Origin of the sequence: Burkholderia guangdongensis, assembly GCF_013403875.1 — a bacterium.
GTDB classification, from domain to species: Bacteria; Pseudomonadota; Gammaproteobacteria; order Burkholderiales; family Burkholderiaceae; genus Burkholderia; species Burkholderia guangdongensis.
In genome coordinates this window covers 16,412-30,109 of sequence record NZ_JACBNX010000020.1, presented here as the reverse complement: position 1 = coordinate 30,109, position 13,698 = coordinate 16,412, and the positions used below count along the sequence as shown (strand labels likewise).

The following is a 13,698-nucleotide window of genomic DNA, read 5'->3' as shown; positions in this document are numbered from 1 at the left end:
TCGGACCATCCGGTATTCCGCTTCGACGCCGCGGCATACCGCTTCAAACGCTTGCCGCCATCCGCCGTCGGTCCCTTTATCGGCCGACTCGCGCGTTCATCGATATCCGCATTCGAACCCCCGCCGTTCCGACCGGTGCGACCACGCGATGGACGCCGTGCCCACCGCGCCCCGCGACGGTTTTCACCCGCACGGGTAACCGACGCCGCAAGCATCGCGCGCTGATCGCGAACATATGCCGGATAGCGGCCGCCCCGCGCGCCGCGCCCGTACGATCACGGAATGGCGACGCGTCGGGCCGATTGTCCGGCGAGCGGCCGGCATCGGCACCTCGGATGACGGCCGGCGCGCCATCAAGCAAGACGAACAAACAGGAGAATCATCGATGTCCAATCAGTGGTGGCGAGGCGGAATCATTTACCAGGTGTATCCGCGCAGCTTCGCCGACAGCAACGGCGACGGCGTGGGCGACCTGCCCGGCCTCGTCGACAAGCTCCCGTACATTCAGGCGCTTGGCGCGGACGCGATCTGGATCTCGCCGTTCTTCAAGTCGCCGATGAAGGATTTCGGTTACGACGTGTCCGACTATCGGGACGTCGACCCGCTGTTCGGCACGCTCGCCGATTTCGACCGGCTGATCGACCGCGCGCACGCGCTCGGCCTGAAGGTGACGATCGACCAGGTGCTCAGCCATTCGTCCGACCAGCACCCGTGGTTCGTCGAAAGCCGCGAGAGTCGCGACAACCCGCGCGCCGACTGGTACGTCTGGGCCGACCCGCGGCCGGACGGCACGCCGCCGACGAACTGGCAGTCGGTGTTCGGCGGCTCCGCGTGGCAATGGGAATCGCGCCGCCGCCAGTACTATCTGCACAACTTCCTGACGAGCCAGCCCGATCTGAATTTCCACTGCCCGGCCGTGCAGGACGCGATGCTCGGCGAGGTCCGCTTCTGGCTCGAGCGCGGCGTCGACGGTTTCCGCTTCGACGCGTGCAACTTCCATTTCCACGACCGCGCGCTGCGCGACAACCCGCCCGCGGCCGCGCTCGGCGCGTTCATGGTCACGCCGGAGAACCCGTACGGGATGCAGCGGCATCTGTACGACAAGACGCAGCCGGAGAACCTTGCGTTCTTCAAGCGGCTGCGCACGCTGCTCGACGAATACGGCGCGGCGAGCGTCGGCGAGGTCGGCGACGACGACGCGCTGACGACGATGGCGCAATACACGGCCGACGGCGACAAGCTGCACATGGCGTACAGCTTCAACCTGCTGACGCCCGAATTCACCGCCGCGCACGTGCGCGGCACCGTCGAGGACATGGAGGCGAAGCTCGCCGAATACGGCGGCCAGGGCTGGGCCTGCTGGTCCGCCGGCAATCACGACGTGCCGCGCGTGATGTCGCGCTGGGGCAACGGACACGCGAGCCCGCAGCTCGCGAAGCTGGTGCTCGCGCTGCTCGCGACGCTGCGCGGCAGCGTCTGCGTGTATCAGGGCGAGGAGCTCGCGCTGACCGAGGTGGATATCCCGTTCGAACGTCTGCAGGATCCGTACGGCATCACGTTCTGGCCGGAGTTCAAGGGGCGCGACGGCTGCCGCACGCCGATGCCGTGGCGCTCGGACGCGCCGCACGGCGGCTTCTCGCCGGTCGAGCCGTGGCTGCCGGTGCCACCCGAGCATGTCGCGCACGCGGTCGACCGGCAGCAGGACGACCCGGCGTCGGCGCTCGCGTTCTTCCGGCATTTTCTCCGCTGGCGCAAAGCGCATCCGGTGTTCCGCGACGGCGACATCCGCTTCGTCGATTCGGCCGAGCCGATCCTCGCGTTCGAGCGCACGCTCGGCGCCGAGCGGATGCTCGTCGTGTTCAATCTCGGCGACACGCGTCAAAGCTTCACGCTGCCTGGCGTCGGCGTCGGCGGCGTCGCGCGCACGCTCGACGGCCACGGCCTGCCCGGCGCCGAGCTGACCGGCACGCGGCTCGATCTCGCGCCGCACGGCGGCTGGATCGGCACGCTCGCCGCATGAGGGCGGCCCGGATGACCCACACGCCACGCATCGGCACAGACACGGAGACATCGATGCTCGACAACGAAACGATCGCCGCGCTCGCCAACGGAGACCACGACGATCCATTCGCGGTACTCGGCATGCATCAGGTCGACGGCAAGCTCGTCGTGCGCGCGTTCCTGCCGGACGCGGTGTCGGTCGCCGTCGTCGATCGCGCGAGCGACCGCCGCGTCGCGACGCTCGAGCGCATCGGCGACAGCGGGCTGTTCGCCGGCATCCTGCCGCGCCGCCGGCACCGTTTCGCGTACCGGCTGCGCGTCGACTGGGGCCCGCACGAGCAGGACATCGAGGACTGTTATCGCTTCCCGCCAGTGCTCGGCGAGATGGACGTGTGGCTGCTGGCCGAAGGCACGCATCATCGTCCGTACGAAAAGCTCGGCGCGCATCCGGCCGAGATGGACGACGTCGCCGGCACCAGTTTCGCGGTCTGGGCGCCGAACGCGAAGCGCGTGTCGGTCGTCGGCAACTTCAACAACTGGGACGGCCGCCGCCACATGATGCGGCTGCGCCGCGAATGCGGCGTGTGGGAAATCTTCATTCCGCACGTCGCGCCCGGCGACCTGTACAAGTTCGAGATCAAGACGCGCGACGGCGCGCTGCTGATGAAGGCCGACCCGTTCGCGTTCCGCGCGGAGATGCGGCCGAGCACCGCGTCGGTCGTGCATGGTCTGCCGCCCGTGCGCGACGGCGATCCGGCGCGGCGGCGCGCGAACGGGCTTGCCGCGCCGATGACGATCTACGAAGTCCATCCGGGCTCGTGGCGCCGCGTGCCCGAGGACGACGACCGCTGGCTCACGTACCGCGAACTCGCGGACGAGCTGATTCCGTACGTGAAGGACATGGGCTTCACGCACATCGAACTGCTGCCGATCAGCGAGCATCCGTTCGACGGCTCGTGGGGCTATCAGCCGACCGGCCTCTACGCGCCGACGTCGCGCTTCGGCACGCCGGACGATTTCCGCCACTTCGTCGACGTCGCGCACGCGAACGGGATCGGCGTGATCGTCGACTGGGTGCCCGCGCACTTCCCCGCCGACTCGCACGGCCTCGCGCGCTTCGACGGCACGTGCCTGTACGAGCACGAGGATCCGCGCGAAGGCTTCCACCAGGACTGGAACACGCTGATCTACAACTACGGCCGCAGCGAGGTCGCGAACTATCTGACCGGCAACGCGCTGTTCTGGATCGAGCGCTACGGGATCGACGGGCTGCGCGTCGACGCGGTCGCGTCGATGCTCTATCGCGACTACAGCCGCGCGGAAGGCGAGTGGATTCCGAACCGTTTCGGCGGCCGCGAGAATCTCGAGGCGATCGACTTCCTGCGGCAGATGAATCAGGTCGTCTGCGCGGCGCGGCCGGAGGCGATCACGATGGCCGAGGAATCGACGAGCTTCCCGAACGTGTCGCGCCCGCTCGAGATGGGCGGGCTCGGCTTCCACTACAAATGGAACATGGGCTGGATGAACGACACGCTGACGTACATGCGCGAAGACCCGGTCCATCGCAAGTATCACCACGACAAGCTCACGTTCGGGATGCTGTACGCATTCAGCGAGAACTTCGTGCTGCCGCTGTCGCACGACGAGGTGGTGCACGGCAAGGGGTCGATCCTGTCGCGCATGCCGGGGGACGAATGGCAGCGCTTCGCGAACCTGCGCGCGTACTACGGCTTCATGTGGGGGCACCCGGGCGGCAAGCTGCTGTTCATGGGCAATGAATTCGCGCAGTCGGCCGAGTGGAACGCGAACGCGAGCCTCGACTGGCATCAGCTCCAGTACGCGCCGCACGAAGGCGTGCAGCGGCTCGTGCGCGACCTGAACGCGACGCTGCGGCGCGAACCCGCGCTGCACGCGCTGAACTTCGATTCGCGCGGCTTCGAATGGATTGCCGCCGACGATCGCGACAACTCGGTGTTCTCGTTCGTGCGCAAGGCTGAAGACGGCAGCTTGGTGGTCGTCGTCTGCAACTTCACGCCGGTGCCGCGACACGACTACCGGATCGGCGCGCCGCGGGCCGGCCGCTATCGCGAGATCCTGAACACCGACGCGCCGTGCTACGGCGGCAGCGGGATCGCGAACGGCGAGCTGCAGACGGAAGCGGTTGCCGCGCACGGCCGCGACTGCTCGCTGAATCTCGCGCTGCCGCCGCTCGCGACGGTCATGCTGAAGCTCGAGGAGTGAGATGACTGTTCCGGACACACTGACACCCGGCGCGCCCTACCCACTCGGCGCGCGCTGGGACGGCCACGGCGTGAACTTCGCGCTCGTCGCGCCGCGCGCCGAATCGGTCGAACTGTGCGTGTTCGATCCGGACGGCCGGCGCGAGCTCGCGCGCCTGCCGATGCCGGACTGCGAGCACGGCGTATGGCACGGCTATCTCGCCGGCGCGGCGCCGGGGCTCGTGTACGGCTACCGCGTCGCGGGCCCGCACGCGCCCGACCAGGGCCTGCGCTTCAACGCGAACAAGGTGCTGCTCGATCCGTACGCGCGGCTCGTCGTCGGCCGGTATCGCGCGCAAGCCGAGTTCGATGGCCGCGACGCGGCCGAGCCGGGCCGCGCCGATCCGGCCGACAACGCGGCCGTCGCGCTGAAGGCCCGCGTCGTGCACGAGCCGTACGACTGGGACAACGACGCGCCGCCGCGCGTGCCGCTCGCCGACACCGTGCTGTACGAGCTGCACGTGAAAGGGCTCACGCAGCTGCATCCGGATGTGCCGCCCGCGCTGCGCGGCAGCTACGCGGGCGTCACGAGCCCGGCCATGCTCGATTATTTGCAGGCGCTCGGCATCACGACGGTGAGCCTGCTGCCGGTCCATCACCGCGCGGACGAGGCACGCCTGCAACACCTCGGCCTGTCGAACTACTGGGGCTATTCGACGATCGGCTTCTTCGCGCCGGAAACGCGCTATGCATCCGGCCACGCGGGCACGACGCCGATCGGCGAGTTCCGCGACATGGTGAAGGCGCTGCATGCGCGCGGGATCGAGGTCGTGCTCGACGTCGTGTACAACCACACCGCCGAAACCGACGAGGACGGCCCGACGCTGTCGTTCCGAGGGATCGACAACGCGCTCTACTACCGGCTGCGCGCCGGCGATCCGGCGCGCTACGAGAACTGGACCGGCTGCGGCAATTGCCTCGACCTGTCCGAGCCGCGCGTGCTGCAGCTCGTGATGGATTCGCTGCGCTACTGGGTCGAGGAGATGCACGTCGACGGCTTCCGCTTCGATCTCGCGCCGATCCTCGCGCGCGGTGCGCGGGACTTCGACGCGGGTTCCGCGTTCTTCGCGGCGCTTCGCCAGGACCCGGTGCTCGCGCGCGTGAAGCTGATCGCGGAGCCGTGGGACATCGGCCCCGACGGCTATCGGCTCGGCGATTTTCCGGCGGGCTGGCTCGAATGGAACGACCGCTACCGCGACACGATGCGCGATTTCTGGCTGCGCGGCGACGACTCGGCCGGCACGCTCGGCGCGTTCGCGATGCGCTTCGCCGCGTCGAGCGACCGGTTCCGGCACGGTGGGCGGCAACCAGCCGCGAGCGTGAATTTCATCGCCGCGCACGACGGCTTCACGCTGCGCGACGTGGTCAGCTACGACCACAAGCACAACGACGCGAACGGCGAGCACAATCGCGACGGCCACTCGGACAACCATAGCTGGAACTGCGGCGTCGAAGGGCCGACCGACGACGCGTCGGTGCTCGCGCTACGCGCGCGGCTGCAACGCGCGCTGCTCGCGACGCTGCTGTTCTCGCAGGGCACGCCGATGCTGCTCGCCGGCGACGAGATCGGCCACTCGCAGCTCGGCAACAACAACGGCTACTGCCAGGACAACGCGACCTGCTGGCTCGACTGGGCACGCGGCGAGCACGCGCTCGCCGACTACACGCGAAGGCTGATCGCGCTGAGAAAGCGCTACGCGGCGCTGCGCCATGCGCGCTGGTATGAGGGTGACACGCGCGGCGCCGAGCGCGCCGGGGGGCAGCCGGACGGTCAGCCGCGCAATCAGCCGCACAATCAGCCGGACGATCAGCCGGACAATCAGCCGGACATCGCGTGGCTGACGCCGGAAGGCACGCCGATGACCGCCGCCGACTGGGAAGACCGCGCGCGCCGCGCGATCGGCATCCGCGTCGCGGGGCCGGCCGACGCGCACGCGTGCGTGCTGCTGTTCAACGCGCATGCGCACGACGTCGTGTTCGCGCTGCCGCCGGGCGCGTGGCGCGTGATGCTCGACAGCGCCGAGCCGGACACGCGCGAGCACGACGCGGCCGGCACCGCGACGGTCCCCGCGCGCGGCGTCGTGCTCGCGGTGGAGGCGCGCTAGCGAGCGGCAAAGAACTGAGGTAAAGGGCACGAGGTAACGGACGCGACCGGACACGAGGCGCCACGAGCGCCACGGGCGGTCGAAACAGACGCGATGGACGTGATAGAAGCAGAAGCGTGATAGAAGCGCGACAGAATCGAAAAGGAGGACACATGGCGATCAAGACAATCGCGACGCAACCGTTCCCCGGCCAGAAGCCGGGCACATCGGGGTTGCGCAAGAAGGTGACGGTATTCAGGGAACCGAACTATCTGGAGAACTTCGTGCAATCGATCTTCGATTCGCTCGAAGGCAGCCAGGGCCAGACGCTGGTGCTCGGCGGCGACGGCCGGTTCCACAATCGCGTCGCCGTGCAGACGATCCTGAAGATGGCGGCCGCGCACGGCTTCGGGCGCGTGCTGGTCGGCCAGGGCGGGCTGTTCTCGACGCCCGCGATCAGCTGCGCGATCCGCAAGACGGGCGCGTTCGGCGCGATCGTGCTGTCCGCGAGCCACAACCCGGGCGGGCCGGACGGCGACTTCGGAATCAAGTACAACGTCGGCAACGGCGGCCCCGCGCCCGAGAAGGTGACCGACGCGATCCACGCGCGCACCGGGACGATTCGCGAATACCGGATCAGCGACGCGCCCGACGTCGATCTCGACACGCTCGGCCGCTCGACGATCGAAAACATGACCGTCGACGTGATCGACCCGGTCGCCGACTACGCGGCGCTGATGCAGCGGCTGTTCGACTTCGACGCGATCCGCGCGCTGTTCAGCGGCGGCTTCACGATGCGCTACGACGCGATGAGCGCGATCGGCGGCCCGTACGCGAAGGCGATCCTCGAAGGCATGCTCGGCGCGCCGGCCGGCACGGTCGTGAACGGCGAGCCGCTCGAGGATTTCGGCGGCCATCATCCGGACCCGAACCCGGTGAACGCGGCCGACCTGATCGCCAGCATGAGCGGCGCCGCGGCGCCCGACTTCGGCGCGGCGTCGGACGGCGACGCCGATCGCAACATGATCGTCGGCCGCGGCTTTCCGGTCGCGCCTTCGGACAGCCTCGCGATCCTCGCGGCCAACGCGACGCTCGCGCCCGGCTATCGCGACGGCCTCGCGGGCATCGCGCGGTCGATGCCGACGTCGACCGCCGCCGACCGCGTCGCCGCCGCGCTCGGCATCCGCTGCTACGAAACGCCGACCGGCTGGAAATTCTTCGGCAACCTGCTCGACGCCGGCCACGCGACGCTGTGCGGCGAGGAAAGCTACGGCACCGGCTCGAACCACATCCGCGAGAAGGACGGCCTGTGGGCCGTGCTGTTCTGGCTGAACATCCTCGCCGCGACGGGCAAGGACGTCGAAACGCTCGTGCGCGAGCACTGGGCACGCTTCGGCCGCAACTACTACTCGCGCCACGACTACGAGGCGATCGACAGCGCGGCCGCGAACGCGCTGATGGAACACTTGCGCGCGCAACTTCCGTCGCTGCCGGGGCAAAGCCTCGACGGCTACACGGTCGAGCTCGCCGACGACTTCGCGTACACGGACCCGGTCGACGGCTCGGTGTCGAAGCAGCAAGGCGTGCGGATCGTGTTCGCGGGCGGCTCGCGCGTCGTGTTCCGGCTGTCCGGCACCGGCACCGAGGGCGCGACGCTGCGCGTCTACCTCGAGCAATACGAGGCGGACCGCGCGAAGCACCACATCCCCACGCAGGCGGCGCTCGCCGACCTGATCGCGATCGCCGGCCGCGTCGCCGACATCGCGGCCCGCACCGGGAGGACCGAGCCGACCGTCGTGACCTGACCGCCAGCGCGCCCCATCCCGTCCCGGCCAGCATCGCATTGCGCCGCGCACGCACCAAGCGTGCGCGGCTTCAGAGAGAAGAATGAGGAGATAGCCATGAACCAGTTCGTCGATAGCCTCGCGGCCGCCCGCGAAGTCCGCAACCATACCGTCGCGCTCGTGCTCGCCGGCGGGCGCGGCTCGCGCCTGTATCAGCTGACCGACCATCGCGTGAAGCCCGCCGTCTACTTCGGCGGCAAGTTCCGCATCGTCGATTTCGTGCTGTCGAACTGCGTGAACTCGGGGCTGCGGCGCATCGCGGTGCTCACGCAGTACAAGTCGCATTCGCTGCTGCGGCACCTGCAGCGCGGCTGGAGCTTCCTGCGCGGCGAGATGAACGAGTTCGTCGATCTGCTGCCCGCGCAGCAGCGCGTCGGCGAGGAGCACTGGTATCGCGGCACCGCGGACGCGATCTACCAGAACCTCGACATCATCCGCTCGTACCACCCCGAGTACGTGCTCGTGCTCGCCGGCGACCACATCTACAAGCAGGACTACTCGCTGATGCTGCTCGATCACGCGGAATCGGGCGCCGGCTGCACGGTCGGCTGCATCGAGGTGCCGCGCGCGGAGGCGCGCGCGTTCGGCGTGATGGCGATCGACGAGGCGCGCAAGATCCATGCGTTCGTCGAGAAGCCCGCCGATCCGCCGCCGATGCCCGGCAACGACGACGTGTCGCTCGCGAGCATGGGGATCTACGTGTTCGACGCGAAGTATCTGTACCAGCTGCTCGAGGACGACCTGAAGAACCCCGATTCGAGCCACGACTTCGGCAAGGACATCATTCCGCGCGTCGTCGCCGACGGCCGCGCGCTCGCGCATCCGCTCGGGATGTCGTGCGTGCCCGCGGCGAACCGCGACAATCCGTACTGGCGCGACGTCGGCACCGTCGACGCGTTCTGGGCCGCGAACCTCGATCTCGCGTCGACGACGCCCGCGCTGAACATCTACGACCGCGACTGGCCGATCTGGACGCACCAGGAGCAGCTTCCGCCCGCGAAGTTCGTGCACGACCGCAGCGGCGAGGCGGGCGTCGCGTTCAACACGCTCGTATCCGGCGGATGCATCATCTCCGGTTCGAATCTGTCGAATTCGGTGCTGTTCTCGCAGGTCCGCGTCCACTCGTTCTGCACGATCGATCAGGCTGTCATCCTGCCGGCCTGCGACATCGGTCACAATTGCAGGCTGAGCCGCGTCGTCATCGATCGCGGCTGCCAGATTCCGGAGGGCACGGTGATCGGCGAGGATCCGGAGCTCGATGCGAAGCGCTTCTACCGGACCGAGCAGGGCGTCGTGCTCGTCACGCGCCCGATGCTCGAGAATCTCGCGAATCTCGAGAGTCTCGGGAATCTGTAACGCGCGCCCCGCCACCCACGACAGGAACCGTAGAAAGGAACGCCCATGCGCGTGCTACACGTTTGCAGCGAAGTCTATCCGCTGCTGAAGACCGGCGGCCTCGCCGACGTCGCCGGCGCGTTGCCGGTCGCGCTCGCCGCGCTCGGCTGCGACGCGCGCCTGCTGGTGCCCGGCTTTCCCGCGTTCCGCGACGGGATCGCCGACCGCACGCTCGTCGCCGAGCTGCCGGCGCGCTTCGGCGCGGCCGCCGGCATCAAGCTGTACCACGGCGTGCTGCCCGGCACCGACGTCGCGATCTACATGATCGACGCGCCCGACCTGTACCATCGGCCCGGCGATCCGTACGCGGATGCGAGCAAGCACCCGTACGCGGACAACCATCGCCGCTTCGCGCTGCTCGGCTGGGTCGCGGCGCAGCTCGCGCAAGGGCTCGACACGTTCTGGCGGCCGGACGTCGTGCACAGTCACGACTGGCACGCGGCGCTCGCGCCCGCGTACCTGCGCGCGGCGGAACTCGCGACCGGCCAGCGCGGCGCGGCGAGCGTGATCACCGTGCACAACCTCGCGTATCAGGGCGTGTTTCCCGCGTATTCGTTCGGCGAGCTGGACCTGCCGCCGTCGTTCTTCGACGTGAACGGCGCCGAGTTCTACGGCCAGGTGTCGTTCCTGAAGGCCGGGCTCTACTATGCGAACAAGATCACGACGGTCAGCCCGACCTACGCGAACGAAATCCAGTCCGACGAGCAGGGCTGCGGGCTGAACGGGCTGCTGCGCGACCGCGCGCACGATCTGCTCGGAATCCTGAACGGTGTCGACGACGCGATCTGGAACCCGGCGACCGACCCGCGAATCGCCGCGCGCTTCACGCCGTCGTCGGTCGCCGGCAAGGCGAAGTGCAAGACGGCGCTGCAGCAGGAAACCGGGCTCGCGGTGCAGAACTCGGCGCCGCTCTTCGGCGTCGTCAGCCGGCTCACCGAGCAGAAGGGCCTGCACCTGATGCTCGCCGCGCTGCCGGACCTGCTGCATCGCGGCGGTCAGTTCGTGCTGCTCGGCAGTGGCGACGCGGACATGGAGCGCGCGTTCCGCGCGGCCGCCGCCGCGCATCCGGAGCAGGTCGCGGTCGTAATCGGCTACGACGAGGATCTGTCGCACCGGATCATCGCGGGCAGCGACGTGATCGGCGTGCCGTCGCGCTTCGAGCCGTGCGGGCTCACGCAGCTCTACGGGCTGAAGTACGGCACGCTGCCGCTCGTGCGGCGCGTCGGCGGGCTCGCCGACACGGTCGTCGACAGCGCGCTCGAGAACCTCGCGGACGACATCGCGACCGGCTTCGTGTTCGACCGCTTCGACGACGACAGCCTGCGCGCCGCGCTGCGCCGCGCGTTCGCGCTGTTCGCGCGCAAGAGCGACTGGAAGCAGGTGCAGAAGCAGGCGATGAAGCAGCAGTTCGGCTGGGACCGGGCCGCCGCGCAGTTCATGTCGGTCTACCAGCAGATCGCGACGCCGCGATCCGCCTGACCCGCAACGCGGCCGGCCCGGCGCCTCTCGCGACGGCCGGCCGCCCTTCCCTTATCAAATGAGCGTTCGATGAATCTTCAGGCATTCCAATACGACCAACTTTCGAGCGACGTGCCGGCACTCAAGCACTCGATCGCGAACAAACTGATCTACGCGGTCGGCAAGGACCCGGTCGCCGCGCGTCCGCAGGACTGGATGCACGCGACCGCGCTCGCGGTGCGCGACCGCCTCGTCGAGCGCTGGATGCGCACGACGCGCGAGCAGTACACGCAGGACGTGAAGCGCGTGTACTACCTGTCGATGGAATTTCTGATCGGCCGCACGTTCACGAACGCGCTGCTCGCGCTCGACATCTACGACAACGTGAAGCAGGCGCTCGCGGAGCTCGACGTCGACTTCGGCCAGATCGCCGATCTCGAGCATGACGCGGCGCTCGGCAATGGCGGGCTCGGCCGCCTCGCCGCATGCTTCCTCGATTCGATGGCGACGCTCGGCGTGCCGGGCTTCGGCTACGGCATCCGCTACGACTACGGGATGTTCCGGCAGCGGATCGTGAACGGCCGGCAGGTCGAGAGCCCCGACTACTGGCTGTCGGACGGCAATCCGTGGGAGTTTCCGCGGCCCGAGGTGCAGTACCGCGTGCGCTTCGGCGGACGCATCGAGCAGGACGGCGAGCTCACGCGCTGGCTCGACACGCAGGACGTGCTCGCGATGGCGTACGACACGATCATCCCCGGCTACGCGACGGAGGCGACCAACACGCTGCGCCTCTGGTCCGCGAAGGCGACGCACGAGATCAACCTCGCCGCGTTCAACCAGGGCAATTACTTCGACGCGGTCGAGAACAAGAACCACTCGGAGAACGTGTCGCGCGTGCTGTACCCGGACGACTCGACGCCGGCCGGCCGCGAGCTGCGGCTGCGGCAGGAATACTTCTTCGTATCCGCGAGCCTGCAGGATCTGGTGCGCCGCTATCTGTCGAGCCACACCGGCTTCGATCAGTTGCCGGAACGCGTCGCGATCCACCTGAACGACACGCACCCGGTGCTCGCGGTGCCGGAGCTGATGCGAATCCTGATCGACGACCATCGGCTGCCGTGGGCGAGCGCGTGGGCGCTGACGCAGCGCGTGTTCTCGTACACGAACCACACGCTGATGCACGAGGCGCTCGAGACCTGGCCGGTCGACATGCTCGGCCGCGTGCTGCCGCGCCATCTGAAGATCATCTTCGAGATCAACGCGGCGGTGCTCGCGCAGATCACCGCGCGCTTCGGCGCGGACATGGACCTGATGCGCCGGCTGTCGCTGATCGACGAGCACGGCGAGCGGCGCGTGCGAATGGCGTATCTGGCCGTCGTCGCGAGCCACAAGGTGAACGGCGTGTCGCAGCTGCATTCGGAGCTGATGAAGCAGTCGATCTTCGCGGACTTCGCGCGCGTATTCCCCGAGCGCTTCAACAACAAGACGAACGGGATCACGCCGCGGCGCTGGCTGTCGCAGGCGAATCCGGCGCTGGCCGCACTGATCGACCGCACGATCGGCTTCACTGCGGGCCACCCTGCGGACCACACTGCGGGCCGCACCGCCGACCCCGACTGGCGCCGCGAACTCGACCGGCTGAAGGCGCTCGAGCCGCACGCGAGCGACCCGGCGTTCGCCGATGCGTTCCGCGCCGCGAAGCTCGACAACAAGCGGCGCCTCGTCGACTGGATCGGCTCGCATATGGGCCTCGCGCTCGACCCGGCGTCGCTGTTCGACGTGCAGGTGAAGCGCATTCACGAATACAAGCGCCAGTTGCTGAACCTGCTGCACGTCGTCACGCGCTACAACCGGATCGTCGCGAACCCGGATGCGGACTGGGTGCCGCGCACCGTGATCTTCGCGGGCAAGGCGGCGTCCGCGTATCACATGGCCAAGCAGATCATCCACCTGATCAACGACGTCGCCGCGACGGTGAACGCCGATCCGCGCGTCGGCAACCGGCTGAAGGTCGCGTTCGTGCCGAACTACAGCGTGAGCCTCGCGGAGCTGATCATTCCGGCCGCCGACCTGTCCGAGCAGATCTCGACCGCGGGCACCGAGGCGTCCGGCACCGGCAACATGAAGTTCGCGCTGAACGGCGCACTGACGATCGGCACGCTCGACGGCGCGAACGTCGAGATCCGCGAGCAGGTCGGCGCGGACAACATCTTCATCTTCGGCAACACCGCGCCCGAGATCGACGCGCTGCGCGCGCACGGCTACAACCCGCGCGAATACTACGAGCGCAACCCGGAACTGAAGCGCGCGCTCGACCAGATCCGCGACGGCGCGTTCTCACCGGACGAGCCGGGCCGCTATCAGGCAGTGTTCGACACGCTCGTGAACTGGGGCGACCACTATCTGCTGCTGGCCGACTACGACGCGTACGTCGCCGCGCAGGAGCGCGTCGACGCGCTGTACCGGCAGCCGCACGCGTGGACGGCGAAGGCGATCGCGAACGTCGCGAACATGGGGGCGTTCTCGTCGGACCGGACGATCGCCGAGTACGCGCACGACATCTGGCAGACGACGACGCTCGCCGACCGGAGCCAGCGCTGACGCAGGCGCCGACGCTGACACATTCGGCCGCCCGCG

General features: G+C 68.6%; 7 protein-coding genes. All 7 read left to right on the top strand.

All coding sequences use genetic code 11. The annotated features are described in order from the left end of the window. Positions 1 to 385 precede the first annotated feature (385 nt). The 7 genes from HZI36_RS19440 (at position 386) to HZI36_RS19410 (ending at position 13,662) form a co-directional block, all read left to right on the top strand. On the top strand, positions 386 to 2,020 hold the full coding sequence (locus HZI36_RS19440; protein WP_179404290.1) for an alpha-glucosidase family protein: 1,635 nt from the start codon (positions 386 to 388) through the stop codon (positions 2,018 to 2,020). A 53-nt stretch (positions 2,021 to 2,073) separates the two neighbouring features. Beyond that, positions 2,074 to 4,242, top strand: coding sequence for a 1,4-alpha-glucan branching protein GlgB (glgB, locus tag HZI36_RS19435; protein ID WP_179404289.1), 2,169 nt, complete (start codon positions 2,074 to 2,076; stop codon positions 4,240 to 4,242). Between the two features lies 1 nt (position 4,243). Beyond that, entirely contained in the window at positions 4,244 to 6,385 is a 2,142-nt protein-coding gene (glgX, locus tag HZI36_RS19430; protein ID WP_179404288.1) for a glycogen debranching protein GlgX, read from the top strand. 152 nt (positions 6,386 to 6,537) lie between these two features. Then, positions 6,538 to 8,169 (top strand): alpha-D-glucose phosphate-specific phosphoglucomutase, encoded by a 1,632-nt coding sequence (locus HZI36_RS19425; RefSeq protein ID WP_179404287.1) that lies wholly within the window; start codon positions 6,538 to 6,540, stop codon positions 8,167 to 8,169. 96 nt (positions 8,170 to 8,265) lie between these two features. Beyond that, entirely contained in the window at positions 8,266 to 9,564 is a 1,299-nt protein-coding gene (glgC, locus tag HZI36_RS19420) for a glucose-1-phosphate adenylyltransferase (protein WP_179404286.1), read from the top strand. A 45-nt stretch (positions 9,565 to 9,609) separates the two neighbouring features. Then, on the top strand, positions 9,610 to 11,082 hold the full coding sequence (glgA, locus tag HZI36_RS19415; protein ID WP_179404285.1) for a glycogen synthase GlgA: 1,473 nt from the start codon (positions 9,610 to 9,612) through the stop codon (positions 11,080 to 11,082). 69 nt (positions 11,083 to 11,151) lie between these two features. Beyond that, a complete protein-coding gene (locus tag HZI36_RS19410) occupies positions 11,152 to 13,662 on the top strand; it encodes a glycogen/starch/alpha-glucan phosphorylase (RefSeq protein WP_179404284.1) in 2,511 nt (836 codons plus the stop codon). The last annotated feature ends 36 nt before the right edge of the window (positions 13,663 to 13,698 follow it).

Excerpts from the sequence above, each read along its gene's own strand:
- HZI36_RS19440 (WP_179404290.1), top strand. The coding sequence starts at position 386 with ATGTCCAATCAGTGGTGGCGAGGCGGAATCATTTACCAGGTGTATCCG.
- glgX (WP_179404288.1), top strand. The coding sequence starts at position 4,244 with ATGACTGTTCCGGACACACTGACACCCGGCGCGCCCTACCCACTCGGC.
- HZI36_RS19425 (WP_179404287.1), top strand. The coding sequence starts at position 6,538 with ATGGCGATCAAGACAATCGCGACGCAACCGTTCCCCGGCCAGAAGCCG.
- glgB (WP_179404289.1), top strand. The coding sequence starts at position 2,074 with ATGCTCGACAACGAAACGATCGCCGCGCTCGCCAACGGAGACCACGAC.
- HZI36_RS19410 (WP_179404284.1), top strand. The coding sequence starts at position 11,152 with ATGAATCTTCAGGCATTCCAATACGACCAACTTTCGAGCGACGTGCCG.
- glgC (WP_179404286.1), top strand. The coding sequence starts at position 8,266 with ATGAACCAGTTCGTCGATAGCCTCGCGGCCGCCCGCGAAGTCCGCAAC.
- glgA (WP_179404285.1), top strand. The coding sequence starts at position 9,610 with ATGCGCGTGCTACACGTTTGCAGCGAAGTCTATCCGCTGCTGAAGACC.